The 20,008-nt window shown below is 68.5% G+C and carries 19 protein-coding genes; 11 read left to right on the top strand and 8 right to left on the bottom strand.

All coding sequences use genetic code 11. From position 1 onward, the window contains the following. The first annotated feature begins 5 nt into the window (after positions 1–5). Positions 6–617: a 2-dehydro-3-deoxy-6-phosphogalactonate aldolase gene (locus tag L2Y94_RS02045; RefSeq protein WP_247372751.1), complete on the top strand. Its 612-nt coding sequence runs from the start codon at positions 6–8 to the stop codon at positions 615–617. 3 nt (positions 618–620) lie between these two features. Continuing rightward, positions 621–1,772, top strand: coding sequence for a galactonate dehydratase (gene dgoD, locus L2Y94_RS02040; protein WP_247372749.1), 1,152 nt, complete (start codon positions 621–623; stop codon positions 1,770–1,772). Positions 1,773–1,901: 129 nt separating this feature from the next. On the opposite strand, the gene L2Y94_RS02035 is transcribed toward dgoD, so the two are convergent. Both L2Y94_RS02035 and L2Y94_RS02030 read right to left on the bottom strand, forming a co-directional pair. After that, entirely contained in the window at positions 1,902–2,435 is a 534-nt protein-coding gene (locus L2Y94_RS02035) for an rRNA large subunit pseudouridine synthase E (RefSeq protein WP_247372747.1), read from the bottom strand. Beyond that, positions 2,436–3,287: a class I SAM-dependent methyltransferase gene (locus tag L2Y94_RS02030; RefSeq protein ID WP_247372746.1), complete on the bottom strand. Its 852-nt coding sequence runs from the start codon at positions 3,285–3,287 to the stop codon at positions 2,436–2,438. A 345-nt stretch (positions 3,288–3,632) separates the two neighbouring features. Here L2Y94_RS02030 and L2Y94_RS02025 point away from each other — a divergent pair, with 345 nt between their 5' ends. After that, positions 3,633–5,735 carry a TonB-dependent receptor family protein gene (locus L2Y94_RS02025; protein WP_247372744.1) on the top strand — a complete coding sequence of 701 codons (2,103 nt, stop codon included), beginning with the start codon at positions 3,633–3,635 and terminating at the stop codon, positions 5,733–5,735. 94 nt (positions 5,736–5,829) lie between these two features. Here L2Y94_RS02025 and L2Y94_RS02020 read toward each other — a convergent pair whose 3' ends face one another. The 5 genes from L2Y94_RS02020 to L2Y94_RS02000 are packed head-to-tail and all read right to left on the bottom strand — an operon-like array spanning position 5,830 to position 9,887. Beyond that, a complete protein-coding gene (locus tag L2Y94_RS02020) occupies positions 5,830–7,005 on the bottom strand; it encodes an ABC transporter permease (RefSeq protein WP_247372742.1) in 1,176 nt (391 codons plus the stop codon). Next, entirely contained in the window at positions 7,002–7,736 is a 735-nt protein-coding gene (locus tag L2Y94_RS02015; protein WP_247372740.1) for an ABC transporter ATP-binding protein, read from the bottom strand. The genes L2Y94_RS02020 and L2Y94_RS02015 overlap by 4 nt, the downstream gene beginning before the upstream one ends. Continuing rightward, on the bottom strand, positions 7,733–9,280 hold the full coding sequence (locus L2Y94_RS02010) for an alpha/beta hydrolase (RefSeq protein ID WP_247372738.1): 1,548 nt from the start codon (positions 9,278–9,280) through the stop codon (positions 7,733–7,735). Before L2Y94_RS02010 ends, L2Y94_RS02015 begins: the two co-directional genes overlap by 4 nt. Before the next feature lie 5 nt (positions 9,281–9,285). Further along, a complete protein-coding gene (locus L2Y94_RS02005) occupies positions 9,286–9,480 on the bottom strand; it encodes a helix-turn-helix transcriptional regulator (protein WP_247372736.1) in 195 nt (64 codons plus the stop codon). After that, positions 9,477–9,887 (bottom strand): hypothetical protein, encoded by a 411-nt coding sequence (locus tag L2Y94_RS02000; RefSeq protein WP_247372734.1) that lies wholly within the window; start codon positions 9,885–9,887, stop codon positions 9,477–9,479. Before L2Y94_RS02000 ends, L2Y94_RS02005 begins: the two co-directional genes overlap by 4 nt. Before the next feature lie 311 nt (positions 9,888–10,198). On the opposite strand from L2Y94_RS02000, the gene L2Y94_RS01995 reads away from it, so the two are divergent. From L2Y94_RS01995 to L2Y94_RS01980, 4 genes are read left to right on the top strand one after another with little or no spacing between them, the layout of a single operon-like run. Continuing rightward, on the top strand, positions 10,199–10,708 hold the full coding sequence (locus L2Y94_RS01995) for a Csu type fimbrial protein (RefSeq protein WP_247372732.1): 510 nt from the start codon (positions 10,199–10,201) through the stop codon (positions 10,706–10,708). 2 nt (positions 10,709–10,710) lie between these two features. Then, complete coding sequence (locus tag L2Y94_RS01990; RefSeq protein ID WP_247372730.1) at positions 10,711–11,442, top strand: fimbrial biogenesis chaperone; 732 nt, start codon at positions 10,711–10,713, stop codon at positions 11,440–11,442. 25 nt (positions 11,443–11,467) lie between these two features. Further along, positions 11,468–13,756: a fimbria/pilus outer membrane usher protein gene (locus tag L2Y94_RS01985; RefSeq protein WP_247372729.1), complete on the top strand. Its 2,289-nt coding sequence runs from the start codon at positions 11,468–11,470 to the stop codon at positions 13,754–13,756. Then, on the top strand, positions 13,753–14,751 hold the full coding sequence (locus L2Y94_RS01980) for a Csu type fimbrial protein (RefSeq protein ID WP_247372727.1): 999 nt from the start codon (positions 13,753–13,755) through the stop codon (positions 14,749–14,751). Before L2Y94_RS01985 ends, L2Y94_RS01980 begins: the two co-directional genes overlap by 4 nt. Positions 14,752–14,868: 117 nt before the next feature. Here the strand turns inward: L2Y94_RS01980 and rsgA are convergent, their stop codons facing one another. Continuing rightward, positions 14,869–15,927: a ribosome small subunit-dependent GTPase A gene (gene rsgA / locus L2Y94_RS01975; protein ID WP_247372725.1), complete on the bottom strand. Its 1,059-nt coding sequence runs from the start codon at positions 15,925–15,927 to the stop codon at positions 14,869–14,871. A 119-nt stretch (positions 15,928–16,046) separates the two neighbouring features. Between rsgA and L2Y94_RS01970 the strand changes: the two genes are divergently transcribed. From L2Y94_RS01970 to grxD, 4 genes are all read left to right on the top strand, one after another. Then, entirely contained in the window at positions 16,047–17,291 is a 1,245-nt protein-coding gene (locus L2Y94_RS01970; RefSeq protein ID WP_247372723.1) for an aminotransferase class I/II-fold pyridoxal phosphate-dependent enzyme, read from the top strand. A gap of 3 nt (positions 17,292–17,294) precedes the next feature. After that, entirely contained in the window at positions 17,295–17,897 is a 603-nt protein-coding gene (locus L2Y94_RS01965) for an SGNH/GDSL hydrolase family protein (RefSeq protein WP_247372721.1), read from the top strand. A gap of 214 nt (positions 17,898–18,111) precedes the next feature. Continuing rightward, on the top strand, positions 18,112–18,981 hold the full coding sequence (locus L2Y94_RS01960; protein WP_247372719.1) for a UDP-2,3-diacylglucosamine diphosphatase: 870 nt from the start codon (positions 18,112–18,114) through the stop codon (positions 18,979–18,981). Between the two features lie 60 nt (positions 18,982–19,041). After that, entirely contained in the window at positions 19,042–19,965 is a 924-nt protein-coding gene (grxD, locus tag L2Y94_RS01955) for a Grx4 family monothiol glutaredoxin (protein WP_247372717.1), read from the top strand. Positions 19,966–20,008 lie beyond the last annotated feature (43 nt).

Raw genomic sequence — 20,008 nt, 5'->3', positions numbered from 1 at the left:
CGCCCATGGCCTGGCCTACCGCCCTTCCCCTCATCGCGATCCTGCGCGGCATCACGCCCGACGACGTCGTCGCGCACGTCGAGGCGCTGATCGCCGCCGGCTTCGACGCCATCGAGATCCCGCTCAACTCGCCCGACTGGGAGCGCAGCATCCCGATGGCCGTGGAGGCCGCGGGTGACCGCGCGCTCGTCGGCGCGGGCACCGTGCTCAGCCCCGAGCTCGTCGACAAGGTGGCCGACCTCGGCGGACACCTGCTGGTGACGCCCAACACCGACCCGGCCGTGATCCGCCAGGGTCGCGCCCGTGGCATGTACACGTCCATCGGCTTCACCACGCCGAGCGAGGCGTTCACGGCGATCGCCGCCGGCGCGCAGTCGCTCAAGCTGTTTCCGGCCGCCCAATGGGGCCCGGGCTACGTGAAGGCCATCCGCGCCGTGCTGCCCCCGGATCTCCCCCTGCTGGCGGTCGGCGGCGTAACACCGGAAAATGTCGGACAATTCCTCGATGCGGGTTGCATCGGCGCGGGCCTGGGCGGCGACCTCTACAAGCCCGGCCAGCCGGTATCACGCACCCGTGAGCGCGCCGAGGCCTTCGTCAAAGCCTACCGTTCGGTCTAACGCATGAAAGTCACCAAGATCACCACGTATCGCGTCCCGCCGCGCTGGATGTTCCTCAAGATGGAAACCGACGAGGGCGTCGTCGGCTGGGGCGAGCCCGTCGTGGAAGGCCGCGCGCGAACGGTCGAGGCCGCCGTGCACGAACTGTCCGAGTTCGTGATCGGGAAGAACCCGGCGAACATCAACGACATCTGGCAGACCATGTACCGCGGCGGCTTCTACCGCGGCGGCGCGGTGTTCATGAGCGCCATGGCCGGTATCGACCAGGCCCTGTGGGACATCAAGGGCAAGGTGCTCAACGCACCGGTCTACGAACTGCTCGGCGGCCGCGTGCGGGACCGCATGAAAACCTACTGCTGGGTGGGCGGCGACCGCCCCGCCGACATCATCGCGCAGATGAAGGAGCGCCTTGCCCACGGCTTCGACACCTTCAAGCTCAACGGCTGCGAGGAGCTCTCGATCATCGGCACGAGCAAGGCCATCGATACCGCCGTGGCGAAAGTCGCCGAGATCCGCGAAGCCTTCGGCAACACGGTGGAGTTCGGCCTGGATTTCCATGGCCGCGTGTCCGCGCCGATGGCGAAGGTGCTGGTGAAGGAGCTGGAGCCCTTCCGCCCGCTCTTCATCGAGGAACCGGTGCTGGCCGAGCAGGCCGAGCACTACCCCCGCATCGCCGCGCAGACGTCCATCCCCATCGCGGCGGGCGAACGCATGTATTCGCGCTTCGAATTCAAGCAGGTGTTCGAACGCGGCGGCATCTCGATCATCCAGCCCGATCTCTCGCACGCCGGCGGCATCACCGAGTGCGTGAAGCTCGCGGCCATGGCCGAGGCCTACGACGTGGCCTTCGCGCCGCACTGCCCGCTGGGCCCCATCGCGCTGGCCTCGTGCCTGCACGTGGACTTCGTCAGCTGGAACGCCGCCTTGCAGGAGCAGAGCATGGGCATCCACTACAACAAGGGTGGCGAGGTGCTCGACTACGTGCTCAACAAGGAGGCCCTGAAGCTCGACGACGGCGGCTACGCGATGCCATTCAAGGGACCGGGCCTGGGCATCGAGGTGAACGAGGAGCTGGTCATCGAGCGCAGCCGCGAGGTGCAGGACTGGCGCAATCCGTTGTGGCGCCATCCGGACGGGTCGGTCGCGGAGTGGTGAGTCCTTCTCGCCCTCGGTTCGCCGATACGATCGGCTCCCACCCCTTCGGTAGGCCGCGTCGTCGGAACCTTGCTACCGGAGGGTTAGTCCTTCTCACCCTCGGTTCGCCGATACGATCGGCGAATCACGCTAGCGAATAAGCCGGGTTTCGCCCAACCCCAACCCATCCAACCGATAATCCCCGATCGCCTCGCGCACCAAGCGCAACGTCGGCAATCCCACCGCCGCCGTCATCCGCCGCACCTGCCGGTTGCGGCCTTCGCGCAGCACGATGCGCAACCACGCATCCGGCACCGTCTTGCGAAACCGCACGGGCGGATCGCGCGGCCATAGCCAGTCGGGCTCGTCGACGGCTTCGACGCCGGCGGGAAGCGTCGGTCCGTCGTTCAGTAGAACGCCGCGACGCAGCGTTTCGAGGGCTTCATCGGTTGGCACCCCTTCCACCTGCACCAGGTAGGTCTTCGGCTGCTTGTGCTTCGGATCGGCGAGGCGATGCTGCAGGCGCCCGTCGTCGGTGAGCAGCAACAGGCCCTCGCTGTCGTGGTCCAGCCGCCCCGCCGCATAGACGCCCTTGTACGGCACGAAGTCGGCCAGCGTGCGCCGGCCGGCATCGTCGGTGAACTGGCAAAGCACCCCGTACGGTTTGTTAAGCGCGACCAGCACTTACTTCGCGGCGGGCTTCACGAAGCGCAGCGTCATGCGATCGGATTCGCCGATGGCCGCGTACTTCGCCTTGTCCTGCTCGCCCAGTTCGTACGTCGGCGGCAGCGTCCACACGCCCTTGGGATGGTCGTGATTGTCTTTCGGGTTCGCGTTGATCTCGCTCTGGCCGTCGAGCTTGAAACCCGCGTCGGTGGCGAGCTTGATCACGTACTCGGTGGGCAGGTAACCGGTGTTGACCACCTGGTCGAGCGTCTTGCCCTTGCTGGCACGGTGGTCTTCCACGCCGAGCACGCCGCCGGGCTTGAGCACCCTGTACATCGCCTTGAACATGGCCTCGGCGCTGCCGTCGGCCGCCCAGTTATGCACGTTGCGGAAGGTCAGCACCATGTCGGCCGAACCGTCGGGACCGAGATTGGGCGCCTTGTTGTCGAACTCGACGAGCTTCGCCTTGGAATACTGCTGCGGCGCGAACTTGAACTTGTTCTGCAGCGCCACGGTGCTCTTGGAACCGGGAGGGACCGCGCCGATGTACTGGCCGTTGGCGTTGAGGAACGGCGCGAGGATTTCGGTGAACCAGCCGCCCGAGGGCCAGATCTCGATCACGGTCATGTCGGGTCGGATGCCGAAGAACTTAAGCATTTCCTTCGGGTGGCGGTACGTATCGCGGGCCTTGTTCTTCTCGGAACGCCAGGTACCGGCGATGACCTGGTCCAGCTGCGAGGCGGACATCTGCCCCGCGCTGGCCGGCGGCGTCGCCTGGGCGGGCTGGTCGTCGGCGAAGGCCACCACGCCGATACTGGCGACGAGGCCGATGGCGTTGGCGATGACGAACTTCTGCATGAACTTGTTCATGGCGCTACCGATGGGGATGGATGGTGGCGGCAAGGCTAGCATGGGTAGCGGATAGCGGGCCGACCGTTCGCCGAACCGTTCGCCCGATGCGACGAGCGGACTACCGAAGGGGTGGGAGCGGGCCCTGTCCGCGAACCCTCAGGCGGTACGATGCGAATGAGGCCTTGCGATGATCGTGCAGGCTTTTACCGCTCGCCCCATCGTTGAAAAGCCTCGCTCGCACGCAAGGAGGCTGAGGGTTCGCGGACAGGGTCCGCTCCCACCCCAGCCGTCGCTCCGGCAGGTTGGTGTACGGGATGTCGACACACGACGTGCATCATGTGCTGTCCCCCACGGATGATTCCCATGCTCTCCCGCTCCGCCCTCGCCGCCCTCGCCTTCACGGCCACCACCGCCGTCGCCCAGGACGCCTCGCCCCTGGCCCCGGTCGTGGTCACCGCGACGCGCACGGCGCAATCGCCCTACGACGTGCCCGCGGCCATCGATAGCGTGGCGACGCCGCCGGACGGCACGCTGGACGTGAATCTGTCGGAGCGGTTGCAGTCCATCCCCGGCGTCACCGCGCGCGACCGGCAAAACTACGCGCAGGACACGCAGATCTCCATCCGCGGCTTCGGCGCCCGCTCCACCTTCGGCATCCGCGGCATCCGCCTCTACACCGACGGCATCCCGGCGACGATGCCCGACGGGCAGGGCCAGGTCACCCATTTCAACCTCGACTCGGCCGAACGCGTGGAAGTGCTCCGCGGTCCCTTCTCCGCCCTCTACGGCAACGCTTCGGGCGGCGTGATCCAGCTGTTCACCGCCGACGGCACCGAGCCGCCGGAGCTGCGCTTCGGCGCCGCGGGCGGCAGCAACGGCGCCCTGCGCATGTCGGCCAACGCGCGCGGCGTGGAGGGGCCGGTGGACTACAACGTCGACCTCAGCCATTTCCGCACCGACGGCTACCGCGACCACAGCGCCGCACGCCGGGAATCGGGCAACGCCAAGGTCGGTTGGAACATCGACGACGACACGAAGCTCACCCTCGTACTCAACGCCGTCGACATCCCGGGCGCGCAGGATCCCCTCGGGCTGACCCGCGCCCAGTACCAGGCCAACCCGCGCCAGGTCGCCTCCGTGGCCGATACGTTCGACACGCGCAAATCGGCCGACCAGCAACAGGCCGGCGTGATCTGGGACCAGCGCATCGACGATGCGAACAGCCTGCGCGTGATGACGTACTACGGCCAGCGTTCGGTCACGCAGTACCTTTCGATTCCCACCGCCACGCAAATCTCGCAACCCGGCAACGCGGGAGGCGTGGTCGACCTCGGCAATGCGTACGGCGGCGGCGACGCCCGCTGGACCTGGCGCGATACGCTGGCCGGCAAGCCGTTCGAACTGGCCGCCGGCATGGCCTACGACAACCAGCACCAGCATCGCGAAGGCTACGAGAACTTCGTGGGCGCCACGCTCGGCGTGCGTGGCGCGAAACGCCGCGACGAGATCGATCGCGTGTTCGACTTCGACCAGTATGCCCAGGCGACCTGGCGCGTGGCCGACGACTGGACGCTGATGGGCGGCGCCCGCCACAGCGAAGTGCGCTTCCGTTCCAGCGACCGCTACATCGCCACGGGCAATCCCGACGATAGCGGTACGGTGCGCTACGCGGCCACGACGCCGGTATTCGGCGTACTCTGGCGCGCCGCGACGTGGGCGCATCTCTACGCCAACTGGGGTCGTGGCTTCGAGACGCCGACGTTCTCGGAAATCGGATATCGCGCTGACCGGGGCGCGGGCCTGGCGTTCGACCTCAAGCCGTCGCGATCGAAGAACACGGAGTTGGGTATCAAGTTGCGCCCGGGGAAGGACATGGCGGCCGGGCTGGCGGTATTCCGCGCCGACAGCGACGACGAACTCGCCGTGGCGACCAACCTCGGCGGCCGCACCACCTACCAGAACATTCCGCACTCGCGGCGGCAGGGCATCGAAGCGTCGTTCGACGGTGCGCTCGCACGGAACCTGCGCTTCGTCGCGTCCTACACGCGACTGCTCGCGACGTTTCGCTCGCCGTTCCTCACCTGCGTCTCCGCCGGATGCCCGGCGCCGGACACGCCGGTGGACGCGGGCACGCGCATTCCCGGCGTACCGCGCACGATGGGCTACGCCTCGCTGAAGTACGGCGGCGAGCGAGGATGGCAGGCGGGGCTGGAGATGAATGCCGTCGGGCCGACGTCGGTGAACGATCTCGGTACCGAGTCGGCGCCGGGGTACGCGTTGTTCGGCCTGAGCGGCGGTTACGTGTTCGACCAGGGTCCCTGGCGGGTGAATACGTTCGGCCGCGTGGACAACCTCGCCGACCGGCACGTGATCGGATCGGTGATCGTCAACGACGGCAATGGACGGTACTACGAGCCGGCACCGGGGAGGACGTTCCTGGTGGGCGTGGATGTGACGTGGCGGTAACCATGCATCGCCGATACGATCGGCTCCCACCCCTTCGGTAGGCAGTCCGCCAGCCTACCGAAGGGGTGGGAGCCGATCGTATCGGCGAATCGGCCTAGCCGGAAATCGCCAGGCGCTCAGAGCGATACAACCACGCCGTGACCACGATCGCCACGAAGGCCGCGGCGAACCCGCCACCCAGGCACAGCCCCATCTGCCACGCCGTCATCCCGTCGCCGCGCAGCAACTGCACGATGCCCAGGTTCTGCCCCAGCAGCGGCACCGCGTACATCCACGGTTCGGCACGCACCTGGATCACCGACAACAACACGCTCGGCAGGATCGGGATCATCATCAGTACCGACAGGTACGTCTGCGCCTCGCGATAGCTGCGCGCGCACGCCGACACCAGCGACTGCAGCGCGGCCAGCAGCACCAGCAGCGGAAGCATCAGCAACAGCACGCGGGCGGCGAAGCCGATACCCAGGTCGAGCGCGATACCCAGCTTGTCGACGGGAATGAACCACGGCGCGGTCGAGAACGCCGCCACGCATAGCAGCAGACTGACCAGGGAAAACGTGCAGATCGCCAGCAGCTTGCCCGCGAGGATCTTCCAGCGTGCGACCGGATTGACGAACAGCGGCTCCAGGGATTGTCGCTCACGCTCGCCCGCCGTCAGGTCGATGGCGAGATACATGCCGCCGAGGAACACCGTGAGCACGAGGAAATAGGGCAGGAACGAAAACATCAGCCCGGAGCGCGCCTGCGACGTGGACTGGTCGCGATCGGCGACCTGCAACGGCCACGCCGTCGTGGGCGACAGGCCCCGCGAGATCAACCGCATGGCACCCTCCCGCTTGGCGTATCCCTCCAGCACCGCGCGCACGCGCGCCACCAGGGGATTCGCGTCGCGTCGCGAGGAGTCGTGGATCAACTCCACCTGGACGGGTTGTCCCTTGTTCCATGCCTGCACGTAGTCGGGCGCGATGCGCAGCACCATGTCCGCGCGCTGGTCGCGCACGGCGGCCTCGGGATCGGCCGGGGCCGGCACGACGTCGATGTTGGATGCCCTCAGCGTACGCACGAGGTTGGGCGCGGATTCCGCGCCGACGGCGGGCACGGAAATCGGCTGGTCCGCCTTGCCCAGCTCACGGTTGACCGCGATGTTCATCATCATGATGAACAGTACCGGCCCAAGCAGCGGTCCGGTGACGAGCGCATTGATCAGGGCGCGGCGATCGCGCAGGTTCTCGCGCACTTCCTTCCAGTAGACGGCCAGCAGGGCGCTCATGCGGCAAGCCCCTCGTCGGTGCCGATCAACGAGACGAAGGCGTCCTCGAGGTTCGGCTTGCCGGTACGTGCGAGCAAAGCGTCGGGCGTGTCGTCGGCCACCACGCGACCGTGCGCGATCACCACGATGCGATCGCACAGCGCGGCCACCTCCTGCATGATGTGGCTGGAAAACAGCACGCAGCGCCCCTCGTCCTTCAATTGCCGCATGAAGCGGCGCATGGCCCGCGTGGCCATCACGTCGAGTCCGTTGGTGGGCTCGTCGAGCAGCACGTTGCGGGGGTCGTGCACCAGCGCGCGCGCGATGGCCGTCTTCACCCGCTGGCCTTGCGAAAAGCCCTCGGTACGACGCGTCGCGATGTCCCGCATGTCCAGGGCATCGATCAGCGCATCGCGGCGGCGGGCGAGCAGACCGGGGGACATACCGTGCAATCGGCCGAAGTAGTCGATGTTTTCCGCCGCGGTCAGGCGCTTGTAGAGACCGCGCGCATCGGGCAGCACGCCGAGGGCCCGGCGCACGGTCTGCGGATCGGCGGCGGCATCCACGCCGTCGACCAGCACCTGGCCCGCGTCGGGTTTCATGAGGGTGTAGAGCATGCGCAGGGTCGTGGTCTTGCCCGCGCCGTTGGGGCCGAGCAGGCCGGTGATCTCGCCGTCGCGCGCGGTGAAGCTCACGCCGTTCACGGCGCGCACGTCGCCGAAGGACTTGTGCAGGTCTCGTACGTCGATCATGGCGTGGCTCCGTTGAAGCCCACGAAGGCGGGCAGCGGCGAAAGGCGGTCGAGGCAGGCCGCGTCCAGCGGTTTCGCGTCGCCCTTGTCGATGAATTCGGCGAAAAGGCGCGGCATGCAACCGCGCATCACCACGTTGTGCCCCTGGCCCTTGAGCACGAAATGGCGGCCGTTGGGCAGGCCCTTGAGCACCTCGTCGCCGTAACGCGGCGGCGTCACCGGGTCGTACTGTCCGGAAAGCAGCAGCGTGGGAATCGGGCTTTTCAGCGGCTGGCGGAAGTCGGCCGGACGTTTGCCGTGCGGCCAGACCGAACACGCCGCGCGGAAGGCCTCGATCATGGTGTCGCCGAGGATGAGGTCCTTGTCCTGCGGCCGCGGCTGCAACTCGGAGGCGTCTTCCGAACACAGCACGGAGTACTGCATGCCGCCGTCCATGGTGTCGCCCAGATCGCCCGCCAGAAGCTTGGCCTGGCCGAGCAGCGGGCCGACGTCGCCATGCGCGGCGGCGTCGATCGACAGGGGCAGCAGGGCCGAGGTTTCCGGTGCGTAGGCGAACATGCGCACCACCGTGGCGAGTACGTAGTCGCTGAGCATCCGCTCGGTGGAGGCGTAGGTCTGGGGATCGCGGAAGCTCACCTTGTGCGGATTCGCGCGCAACGCGTCGCGCAGCTGGTAGAGCGTCTGGTAAGGCTCGCCGAAACGCGCATGGCACGCTTTGTCCGCATCGCAATCGGCGAACCGCGCCTTCAACGCGGCATCGAGGTTGATCGCGAATTCCTCACCCAGCACGAGCGTGTTGGGCACCACGCCGTCGAGGGTGATGGTGCGCACGGCGTCGGGATGACGCATGGCGTACTGCTGCGCGACGCGCGTGCCGTACGACACGCCGAGGAGGTCGAACCTCGGCGAACCCAGTGCCTGCCGCGCGTCTTCGAGGTCGGCGACCGCATCGGTGGTGGTGTAGAACCGTACGTCGGCATCGGCCGAGAGCTGGTCGAGGCAGCGTTTCGTCTCGCGGCGCACCTTGTCCGCATCGAAACCACCTTCGTCTTCGCCCGCGTCGCCGGGCTCGCTATCGCGGCAGCTGAGGGGATGCGATCGTCCCGTGCCGCGCTGGTCGAGCAGCAGCACGTTGCGATGGGCCTGTACACCCGCCATGGCGGGCTCGATGGCCGAATAGGTTTCCGTGGCCGCCTGGCCGGGGCCGCCGGCGAGGAAGGCGAGCATGTCGGTGGCGGGCACCTGGGCATCGCTGCGCACCACGGCGAGCCGTAGCGATATCTTCCGGCCATCCGGACGCTCGCGATCCTCGGGCACCTCGAACGGCGCGCACCAGGCGGCCACGGACAGGGCCGTGTGCGGCTGGCCGAGTTCGCAGGGCTTCAATGTGAGCCTGCCGAGCGTCCACGTGGCGGGCGACACGGGTTGGGAGGCGGCCGGCGCGGAGACGTCCTTCTTCTCGTGGCCGTGCCGCAAGGTCTGCCGCACGCCGAAGCCGGCGGCGAGGATCGCGACGATGAGGGCGATCCGGGGAGCGGTTTTCATGCCTGTCAGTCCTCCGGCGTGAAGATGGATTCGATGGGCAGCGCGAAGAGGCGCGCGATCTTGAAGGCGAGCGGCAGGCTGGGGTCGTATTTGCCCGTCTCGACGGCATTCACCGTCTGCCGGGAAACGTCCAGCTTCTCGCCCAGGTCGGCCTGCGACCAGCCCAGCGCGGTACGGAGTTCGCGAACGTGGTTGTTCATCGCTGGCGGGAGTAACGCAGCCGGCAGGCGCACTTGGCCATGCCGAAGCAGAACATCAGCACCGGCAGCACCCAGATCGCGACCGCTTCCGCCGGTGGCGAGGGCCATACCTTCGCATTGAGCAACATGCCGTAGGTGAAGAAGCCGAAGCCGCCGATGCCTCCGCCGATGGCGATGGCCTGCAGGTCGACGAGCCGTTCGAATTCGTCCTGGTCGCGGATCACGCGCACCATCGCCCGGATCACGAAGGCGATGGGCACGACGGGCAACAAGGTGACGACGGTGCGCGCCATCGTGCCCTCGAGCGTCTTCAGCCAGGAGACCGACAGCAGGATGAGCAGCACGTAAGCCAGCATCGCGGGAAACAATTCGCGGTAGTACCGCTTGTGGACGGCGCGCAGTGACATGTCTGGAGGCCTCGGTGGACGTGTGGCGGGGCGTCGGGAAAGGGGCGAACCGATCGGACGTCGCGTCGTGAGTGGCCCCCATCCCTCCCGCGCGGAGCGTGTCAAGCACGCTTGACACGCATCCTGCGCGCGCCGCGACGCGATGTCAAGCACCCTTTACACGACGGCTAAGCCATTTCGGCATCGCTAGGCCGATCCGGCCGCCGTGCCGAATTTCCACACCGCCTCACGGTGTCCTTGACCATGCTGGTCCCGAGGGAACCGATAACGATGCGTAAGCAGGACGCGTCACACCGCCCCGGGAGAATCCGATGAACCGCCTCCGTCCCCTCGCGATCGCCGCGATCGCCTTCGCCACCGGCTCCGCCGGTTCCGGCGTGCAGGCCGCGACCGCCACCAACACGTTCAACGTGCGCATCACCATCACGGCGGCGTGCAACATCACCACCACGGCGCCCACCGACGTGAACTTCGGCACGCAGCCGTCCACCGCCACCAACGTGGACAACCAGGGCGCGTTGAACGTGAACTGCACGCCGCTGGCGCCGTACACCATCGCGCTGGACAACGGGCAGAACGGCACCGACGCGAACAGCCGCAAGATGAGCAACGGCACCGCCCTGGTGCCCTACCAGCTTTATCGGGCCGCCACGCGCACGTCGGCCGACGTATGGGGGAGCACGACCGGCACGGGCGGCAACGTGTTCTCCGGCACCGGCACCGGGGTGAGCGTGCCCATTCCCGTCTTTGGCCGCGTGCCCAGCACCAACTTCGCCGCGGGCAGCTACACCGACACGATCACCGCCACGATCACGTACTGACGGTGCGTCTTCCGTGGCCGCTACGCTTGGCGATGGCCGGCGCGCTGGCCATCGCGACGTCGTTCGCCCCTCCGCTGCGCGCCAGCGGGCTGCAGGTGTCGCCGATCGGGCTGCACCTGCGCGCGAACGCGCAGGCCGAGGCGTTGTGGCTGACCAATACCGGCGCGGAAACCATCCATGCGCAGGTGCGCGTGTTCCGCTGGACGCAGCGCGACGGCAAGGACCGGTACGAGGCATCGCGCGACCTCGTCGTCAGCCCGCCGATGGTGACCATCGCCCCGGGCGACCGGCAGATGGTGCGGGTGATCCGGCAAGCCGCGCCGCCCGACGGCGCGGAAGCCTCTTATCGCGTCATCGTGGACGAATTGCCCACGAACCGGCCCAAGGGCCTGGAATTCGTGCTGCGCTATTCCATTCCCGTCTTCGTCGCGCCGAAGGGCGATGCGTCCGTGCGCGCCACCTTGAGCGCGCGATGGAGCGATTCGGCCGAGGGTCCGCGTCTCCAGGTGAGCAACGAGGGCAACGGCCATGCGCAGATCGCGGACCTGGTGCGCGTGGACGACCATGGCCGGCGTACCCCCCTGCTGCCGGGCCTGGTCGGCTATGCCTTGCCCGGAAGCGCGATGACCTGGCCGTTACCGTCCGGCACGCCGATCGCGGGCGGCGTACTCAAGGCGAGGATCAACGGTGAGACGTCCGAGTCGACCCTCGTCGCTGGCACGGGCGATCGCTAGCCTCCTGGCCCTGGATGCCGCCTCCGTGCATGCATCGACGACGAACCCGAACGAATCCGATGCGATTCCGCCACCCACGGTACAGGCGCGCGACCGCGTGGCCGGCGAGGACCTGTACCTGGAGGTGGTGCTCAACGGCAACGGCACCGAACGACTGATGCATTTCACCCGACGCGGCGACGCGCTCTGCGCACGGGCCGACGACCTGCGCGCCATCGGCTTCTCGCTACCCGCCGTCGAGGACGTGCGCTGCCTCGCGGACATTCCCGGCGTGCGTTACACCTACGACGTGACCGACCAGCGCGTGCGCATCGATGCGCCGATGGATCGTCTTTCGTTGCCGAGCCAGGTCCTGGGCGAGCGGGAGCGTTCGGCCACGCCGCCCACCAGCGGCACCGGCTTGCTGCTGAACTACGACATCTACGCGGCACACGGCGGTGGGCTGGGCAACGTGAGCGGCCTGGCCGAACTGCGCGGCTTCAGCGAAGGCCTGGGCGTGCTCAGCAACACCTCGCTCACCCGCCGCTACCAGACGCGGGGCGAAGGCTGGCAAGGCGGCACGGTGCGCCTGGACACGCAATGGCGCCTGTCGTTTCCGTCGCGGTCGCTCGCGCTCACGGTGGGCGACGCCTTCACCGGCTTTCTCTCATGGACCCGCGCCACGCGCATCGGCGGCGTCGCCATCGGCACCGACTTCGCGCAACAACCCTATCGCGTCACCACGCCGCTGCCGCAGTTCTTCGGTGAAGCCACCGCGCCCTCGGCGGTGGAGCTGTATGTGGACGGCATCCGCCAATACGACGGTCGCGTGCCCGCCGGCCCGTTCCAGTTGACGGCCATTCCCGGCGTGGACCAGGCCGGTCAGGCCCAGGTCGTGCTCACCGATGCGCTCGGCCGCACGAGCACGGTGACGTTTCCGTTCTACGCCGCGCGCCAGCTGCTGCGGGCAGGTCTCGACGACTGGTCGGTGGAGCTGGGCAAGGTGCGCGAGTCGTACGGTATCCGCTCGTTCGACTACGGATCGGCCGCCGTCGGCAGCGCCACGTGGCGCCACGGCATGAGCGACCGGCTGACGCTGGAAGGCCACGCCGAGGGTGGGGACGGACTGGCCAGCGGTGGCGCGGGCGCGGTATGGAATCCCGCGGGCGCGAGCACGATCAACGCCTCGCTGGCGGGGTCGCGTCGCGGTGGCATGCAATACGGCGTCGGCTACACGTGGATGGGGCGCACCATGAACGTCTCGTTCGATTCGCTGCGCGGCAACGCGCGTTATCGCGACGTGGCGTCGGGCTACGGTTCGCCGCCGCCCCGCGCCAGCGAACGCGCGCTGGTCGGCTTCAACGTGCGCAATTCGAGCTTCGGCGTGAACTACGTGCGCCTGCGTTTCGCCGGGGAACCGGCGACGCGACTGGCAGGCCTGTTCGTGCTGCGCAATCTCGGCCACGGCATCTCGGTGAACCTCACCTACAACCAGAGCCTCGACGATTCGCGCGATCGCAGCCTGTTCGCCGGCGTCACCGTCGCACTCGACGAACGCACGACCTGGAGCACGTCGGTACAACGCGATCGCGACCGGACCTTCGGCATCGTCGACGCCAGCCGCCCCATCGACGGCGACGGCGGCTTCGGCTGGCACGCGCAAGGACGCACCGGCGCCCAGGGCGGCGGCCTCGCGGAAGCGGGCTGGCTGGGCGAACTCGGCCAGGCGACCGTGGGCGCCAGCGACATCGGGCCGGACACCTACGGCTATGCCGACCTCAACGGCGCGCTGGTGCTGATGGGCGGCCACGCCTTCGCATCGCGGCGCATCGACGACGCGTTCGCGGTGGTCAGCACCGAAGGCACGCCGGACATTCCGGTGCTGCTGGAAAACCGTCGCACCGGGGTCACCGACGATCGCGGCATGCTGCTCGTCGCGCGACTCAACGCATGGCAGGACAATCGCCTCGCCATCGACCCGCTCGACCTGCCCGCCGACGCGCGCGTGCAACGCGTGGACGCCGTCGTGGCTCCCGCCGACCGCTCCGGCGTGCTCGTGCGTTTTCCCGTGCATCGCGTGCAGGCCGCGTCGGTGATCCTCGTCGACGCGAAGGGAACGCCGCTGCCCGTCGGCTCGCGCGTGGATGCGGGCCATGGCGAACCCGCGGTGGTGGGCTTCGACGGCATGGCCTACCTCGACGCCTTGCAGGATCGCCATACCGCGTTGCGCGTGACGCTGCCGGACGGCTCGACCTGCACCACGGCGCTCGATTATCCCGACGGGGCGAAGGAACTGCCCCAGCTGGGCCCGCTCACCTGCCGGAGCACGCCATGAAATGGCTCGCCCTGCTCCTGCTCTGCGTATCGTCGCTGTTCGTCGCCCCGCGTGCCGAGGCGACCACGACCTGCAGCATCACCGGCATCACCGGACTCTCGTTCGGCGCGGTGGACCCCACCGGCGGTGTCGTCAACGTGTCGGCCACGCTGAACTACCGCTGCGTTTACAGCGGGCCGCTGGCCGAACTGTTCGGCTCGTTCATCACCGCCTGCGCGAGCTTCGGTACCGACGACCTCGGCAACCTCTCGCCACGCACCCTCGTCAATCCGAGCAGCGACCGCATGCAGTACCAGGTGTACCAGGACGCGGTGGGCACGGTATGGGGCACGCTGGGCAATGCCACCTACGGGCCGAGGACGTTCATCCTGAGCATCGGCATCCTTTCCAACGGTGCGCAGATCACGGGTAGCCTGCCCGTCTACGGCCGGGTTTCCGCCGCGCAAGGCACGCTTTCGCCCGGCAACTACACCGGCACCCTCACCAGCTCGCTGACCTACAGCCACAACGACGCGCTGTTGAGCCTCGGCCTGCCGCCCGCCACCTGCACCAGCGGTGGCACCGGCGGTCCGTTCACCGTCGCCGGCCCCACGATGACCGTCACCGCATCCGTCGCGCCGAAGTGCACCTTCGGCGCCGCCACCGACCTGCTCTTCGGCAACGTGCCGGGCTTGCTGACCGCCGCCACCGACCAGACCTCGTTGCTGCGCATCACCTGCACCAATCGCGCGGCCTACCAGCTGGGCCTCGACAACGGCGCCAATGCATCGGGCACGCAGCGCCGCATGGCGGCCGGGGGAGCGTTCGTCAATTACGAGCTCTACAAGGACAGCCAGCGGACCTTGCGTTGGGGTGGGACGCTCAATAGCGATACGTTGTCGCGTTCGGGGACGGGGACGGAGGAAACGGTGACGGTGTACGGGCGCGTGCCCGCGCAGGCGGCGGTGGCGGCGGGGAATTACAGCGACCTGATCACGGTGACGGTGACGTACTAGCCGCCCTGTCGCGCGCCGTTCGCCGAAGCGATCGGCTCCCACCCCGTCGATCGTAGGGTTGTCGAATCCTGGCTACCGAAGGGGTGGGAGCCGATCGTATCGGCGAATCACGTTGCCTCAGTCGTCGTCATGCGACCACCCACCCCGCTTCGGTTTGCCAGCGTGCTTCACCGGCGCAGCTTTGCGCCGCAACCGGGCCTCGAGCGTCGCCGCCTGCTCCTCGCGCTCGTCGTGCAGCTTGAGGTAATTGCGCCAGCGCTGCGGCGACAGTTCACCCGATGCCAGCGCCGCCTGGATCGCACACCCCGGCTCGTTGCCATGGCTGCAATCGGCGAAGCGGCACTGCGCGGCGAGCGCCTCGATGTCGGCGAAGAGATCGAGGTTTTCCTCGCCGGTGAGCTTCAGCTCGCGCATCCCCGGCGTATCGATGAGGCAGCCGCCCGTGGGCAGCATCAGCAGCGCGCGATGCGTGGTGGTGTGCCGCCCACGGCTATCGTTCGCGCGCACCGCGCCGGTGGCCATGCGCTCCTCGCCGAGCAGCGTATTGGTAAGCGTGGACTTGCCCGCCCCCGAGGACCCCACCAGCACCGCGCTGGAACCCGGGCCCAGGTACGTCGCCAGCAACGCGACGGTGGCCGGATCCTTGCCGTTGATGGCATGCACCGCGGCCTCCGCCGGCAGCCGCGCGCGCAGCGCGGTCACCGCGGCGTCGACATCCACGCCGGTGTCCGCCTTGCTCAACAGCACGACCGGGCGCGCACCGGAACCTTCCACCAGCGTGAGGTAGCGCTCGATGCGGGCGGGACTGAAATCGCCGTCCAATCCCGTGAGCACCAGCACGTGGTCGATGTTGGTGGCGATGATCTGCCGCTCGTAACGCTCGCCCGCGGCGGCGCGCGTGAGCACCGAGCGGCGCGGCAGCACCGCCTCGATCACCGGGTGCGTGGCCCGGTCGAGAAAGACGAAATCGCCCACCGCCGGACGCAGCGACGGATCGAGCCCGCGCTTGAGGAACACGCCGGCCGGCTGCGCGTTGAACGCGTCCTCGCCGTCGTGCACCTCGTAACCCGCGCGATGCTGGGCCACCACGCGGGCGAGGCGGCGGGGATCGTCGGGCAGGGCGGGCTCGCGCCAACCGATGTGGCGCAGGCGCGCCAGTTCCGGGGAGTCGGTCATGGGCGGGATTATGCCCGCTCGGCGGCCGATTTCCGCCTCGCTGACACGCGGGGACGCTGCTAGGATCGGTCCAGACCCCGGGAACGGGCCCGGCGGCGTCCATAGGAAAGTCCTCCAACGTGTCCTCGATCAAGCCCAGCGCGCACCTGGCGGAAGTGCGCTACGAAATCCGCGGGGCCCTCACCCGGCGCGCCCGCGAACGGGAAGCCGCTGGCGAGGCGGTCATCAAGCTCAACATCGGCAACCCCGGCCGCTACGGCTTCGCCACGCCGCGCCACCTGCGCGAGGCCATCGCCAGCCATCTCGCCGACAGCGAGGCCTACGGCCACGAACAGGGCCTGGATGAGGCCCGCGAGGCCATCCTCGCCCAGCAGCAGGCACGCGGCGCCACCGGCATCGACGTGGAACGCATCTTCGTCGGCAACGGCGTCAGCGAGCTGATCGACCTGTCCCTGCGCGCCCTGCTCCAGCCCGGCGACGAGGTGCTGCTGCCCAGCCCCGATTACCCGCTGTGGAGCGCCGCGACCCTCCTCAACCATGGCCAGCCACGCTATTACCGCTGCCCGGCCGAGAATGCCCACCTGCCCGACCCGGACGAGATCGAAGCCCTGGTGGGACCGCGCACGCGGGCGATCGTGCTGATCAATCCGAACAACCCCACCGGCGCCGTCTATCCGAAGGCCCTGCTCGAGCGCATCGTCGAGGTGGCGCGCCGTCACGACCTGCTGCTGCTCTGCGACGAGATCTACGACGAGATCCTCTACGACGGCACGCCGTTCCAGCCGCTGGCCGCCGTCGCCGGCGACCATCCCTGCGTGAGCTTCGGCGGCCTGTCGAAGGTGCATCGCGCCTGCGGCTATCGCGTGGGCTGGATGAGCCTGTCGGGCGACGCGAAGCGCACCGCCGATTACCGCGACGCGCTGCAACTGCTCGCCGCGCTGCGCCTGTGCGCCAACGTCACCGCGCAATGGGCGGTCAAGCCCGCCCTACTCGATACGCCCACCATCGGCGAACTCACCTCGCCGGGCGGCCGCCTGCACGAGGCCCGGCGCATCGTGCTGGACCACGTGGCCGCCAGCCCCTTCCTCGACGTGGTCGCCCCCGGCGGCGCGATCTATGCCTTCCCCGGGGTGCGGGCGGACGCGATCCCCTCGTTCGACGACACGGCCTTCGCGCTGCGCCTGCTCGACGAGGAAGGCGTGCTGCTCGTGCCGGGAACCAGCTTCAACCTCTCGGCCAGCCGCCACCTGCGCCTGACCCTGCTGCCCGAACCGGCGCAGCTGGTCGAGGTGTTCGCCCGCATCGACCGCGTGCTCGGCCGCATGGCCGAGGAACACCGCCCCGTCGCCAGCGCGGTGGCCTGAGGCATGGGCGAACGCGGTTTCCTCGCCCTGGGCGATTCCTACACCATCGGCGAAGGCGTGCCCGAGGCCGGACGCTGGCCGGTGCAACTGGCGCATCGCCTGGGCATGGGCGCGCCGCGCATCGTCGCCACCACCGGCTGGACCACCGACGAGCTGTCGGCCGCGATGGACGCGGCCCACCTGCATCCCGGCCATGGCCTCGTCACCCTGCTCATCGGGGTGAACAACCAGTACCGCGGGCGCCCGGCCACCGAATACCGCGAACAGTTCCTCGCCCTGCTCCATCGCGCCATCGGCCTGGCGGGCGACGCGCGACGCGTGGTGGTGGTATCGATTCCCGACTGGGGCGTCACGCCATTCGCCGAAGGGCGCGACCGCGCGGCCATCGGGCGCGAGATCGATGCATTCAACGCCATCGCGAAGGACGAAACCTTGCGGGCCTTCGCGCGTTGGGTCGACGTGACCGGCATCTCGCGCGAACACGCGGGCATGGTGGTCGGCGACGGGCTGCATCCGTCGGCAGCGCAATATGAGCTGTGGGTGGAGGCCATCCTGCCCGAGGCCCGAGCCGCCTTTCGCGAGGTTTCGCACCAGGGCAAGCCCTGATCGCCGATACGATCGGCTCCCACCCCTTCGGTAGGAAACTCACGACCGAAGGGGTGGGAGCCGATCGTATCGGCGAATCCTGCGGAGCGCACCGCGGGGGATGTGTATCGAAATCCGGGTTTACCGCCGCAACCTCCCTGCAACACCCTCGCCACGCCCCGGTTACCTCCCGGGCCGACACTGGCGTCCCGGGACACCCCCGGAAACCGACGTCATGGCCAAGCTCACCTGTCGCAGCGCCTTCATCTCCGACGTGCACCTGGGCACGCCCGACTGCAAGGCCGCCTACCTCCTCGATTTCCTCCGCAACGTCGATTGCGAGCGCCTGTACCTCGTCGGCGACATCGTCGACATGGAAGCCCTCGCCAGGCGCCACTGGTGGCACCCCGACCATAGCGCCGTCATCGCCGAGTTCGTCGCGATGGCCGCGCGCGGCGTCGAGGTGGTGTACATCCCCGGCAACCACGACGCCCCGATGCGCGGCCTCGCCGGCTCCACCATCGCCGGCATCCGCGTAGTGCTGGATGCCATGCACGAAGGCGCCGACGGCCGCCGCTACCGGGTGAGCCACGGCGACGAATTCGATCCCGAACACATCGGCAAGCGCTGGCTCACCCTGCTGGGCGACGCCATGCATCGCGTGATCTGCTGGGCCAACCGCCGCATGCATACCGTGCGCCGCCGCCTCGAGCTGCCCTACCTGCCCCTGTCGATCATCATCAAGTCGCACATCCGCCTGGCCATGGAATACATCCGCGGCTACGAGCAGCGGGTGGCAAGCGATGCCCGCGAACGCGGCGTGGACGGCCACATCTGCGGCCACATCCACTTCGGCCACGTGCGCCCCATCGACGGCATCCTCTACCTGAACGACGGCGACTGGGTGGAGCACTGCACGGCCCTCGTCGAGGATTTCACCGGGGCGATGGAGCTGATCCACTGGACCGAGCGCTGCACGCCGCTGGGCCGCGCCAGCCGGGAGACCGTGCTTCCCTCGCCCGCGGCGGTACGGGGTTTCGCCCCGCTGGCCGACTGCCGCGGCGACCTGTCGACCCTGCGTGCCGAGGTGTCGGTAGCGGGTTGAAACGGACTGGGGTGGGCCCATGTAGAATGGGCTCATTTCCCCCTATTCCGCGGTGACCCCATGGCCCTTGATACCCCCACCCGCGAGCGAATCGAAGCCCTGCTCGCCCAGCACGAGGTCGTGCTGTTCATGAAGGGCACGCGCCGGCAGCCGATGTGCGGCTTTTCCGCCGCCGCCACCAACACGCTGAACGACATCATCGACGAGTACCACACGGTCAACGTGCTGGAAGACCCGGAGATTCGCGAGGGTATCAAGGAGTTCGGCCAGTGGCCCACCATCCCGCAGCTCTACGTGAAGGGTGAGCTCGTCGGCGGCTCGGACATCATCCGCCAGATGTACACCAGCGGCGAACTCTATTCGCTGTTCGGCGCCAGCGCGCCCGACCGCACGCCGCCGGAGATCACCATCACCGACAAGGCCGCCGAAGCCATCCGTGGCGGCATGGCGAACGCCCAGGGCATGGCCCTGCACCTGGAGATCGGCCCCGACCACAGCGCCGGCTTCCAGCTCGCCCCGGCCGGCGACCACGACATCGTCACCGTCGCCAACGGCATCGAAGTGCATTTCGACCCGGGCAGCGCGCAGCGCGCCAAGGGTGTGGTGATCGACTGGGTCAGCACCGTGCAGGGCGAAGGCCTCAGCCTCAAGTTCCCCGGCGCGGTGGAGATCGGCTCGATCAGCGTGCACGAGTTGAAGGATCGCCTGACCGCCGGTGGCCTCGTGCTGGTCGACGTCCGCCCGGCCCACGGCCGCGCGATGGCCGCTCCGCTGGCCGGTGCGCGCATCCTCGAAGACGAAGGCTATGAAGCCCTTGCCTCGCTGCCGAAGGACACCCCGATCGCCTTCATCTGCCACCACGGCATTTCCAGCCGCGCGGCGGCCGAACGTTTCGCGGCGCACGGCTTCACGCAGCTCTTCAACGTCGAGGGCGGCATGGATGCGTGGGCGCGCGAGGTCGATCCGACCGTGCCGCGTTACTGAGCACGACGTCATCGCGTGAAACGAACGGCGCCGAAAGGCGCCG

It is taken from the genome of Luteibacter aegosomatis, from assembly GCF_023078455.1.
GTDB lineage: Bacteria > Pseudomonadota > Gammaproteobacteria > Xanthomonadales > Rhodanobacteraceae > Luteibacter > Luteibacter aegosomatis.
The sequence above is the reverse complement of the archived record's forward strand: the minus strand, read 5'-3'. Positions and strand labels throughout refer to the sequence as shown.

What these genes read in the sequence shown, in the direction of transcription:
- L2Y94_RS02045 (WP_247372751.1), top strand. Translation starts at nt 6, where the DNA reads ATGGCCTGGCCTACCGCCCTTCCCCTCATCGCGATCCTGCGCGGCATC.
- dgoD (WP_247372749.1), top strand. Translation starts at nt 621, where the DNA reads ATGAAAGTCACCAAGATCACCACGTATCGCGTCCCGCCGCGCTGGATG.
- L2Y94_RS02030 (WP_247372746.1), bottom strand. Translation starts at nt 3,287, where the DNA reads ATGAACAAGTTCATGCAGAAGTTCGTCATCGCCAACGCCATCGGCCTC.
- L2Y94_RS02025 (WP_247372744.1), top strand. Translation starts at nt 3,633, where the DNA reads ATGCTCTCCCGCTCCGCCCTCGCCGCCCTCGCCTTCACGGCCACCACC.
- L2Y94_RS02020 (WP_247372742.1), bottom strand. Translation starts at nt 7,005, where the DNA reads ATGAGCGCCCTGCTGGCCGTCTACTGGAAGGAAGTGCGCGAGAACCTG.
- L2Y94_RS02015 (WP_247372740.1), bottom strand. Translation starts at nt 7,736, where the DNA reads ATGATCGACGTACGAGACCTGCACAAGTCCTTCGGCGACGTGCGCGCC.
- L2Y94_RS02010 (WP_247372738.1), bottom strand. Translation starts at nt 9,280, where the DNA reads ATGAAAACCGCTCCCCGGATCGCCCTCATCGTCGCGATCCTCGCCGCC.
- L2Y94_RS02005 (WP_247372736.1), bottom strand. Translation starts at nt 9,480, where the DNA reads ATGAACAACCACGTTCGCGAACTCCGTACCGCGCTGGGCTGGTCGCAG.
- L2Y94_RS02000 (WP_247372734.1), bottom strand. Translation starts at nt 9,887, where the DNA reads ATGTCACTGCGCGCCGTCCACAAGCGGTACTACCGCGAATTGTTTCCC.
- L2Y94_RS01995 (WP_247372732.1), top strand. Translation starts at nt 10,199, where the DNA reads ATGAACCGCCTCCGTCCCCTCGCGATCGCCGCGATCGCCTTCGCCACC.
- L2Y94_RS01980 (WP_247372727.1), top strand. Translation starts at nt 13,753, where the DNA reads ATGAAATGGCTCGCCCTGCTCCTGCTCTGCGTATCGTCGCTGTTCGTC.
- rsgA (WP_247372725.1), bottom strand. Translation starts at nt 15,927, where the DNA reads ATGACCGACTCCCCGGAACTGGCGCGCCTGCGCCACATCGGTTGGCGC.
- L2Y94_RS01965 (WP_247372721.1), top strand. Translation starts at nt 17,295, where the DNA reads ATGGGCGAACGCGGTTTCCTCGCCCTGGGCGATTCCTACACCATCGGC.
- L2Y94_RS01960 (WP_247372719.1), top strand. Translation starts at nt 18,112, where the DNA reads ATGGCCAAGCTCACCTGTCGCAGCGCCTTCATCTCCGACGTGCACCTG.
- grxD (WP_247372717.1), top strand. Translation starts at nt 19,042, where the DNA reads ATGGCCCTTGATACCCCCACCCGCGAGCGAATCGAAGCCCTGCTCGCC.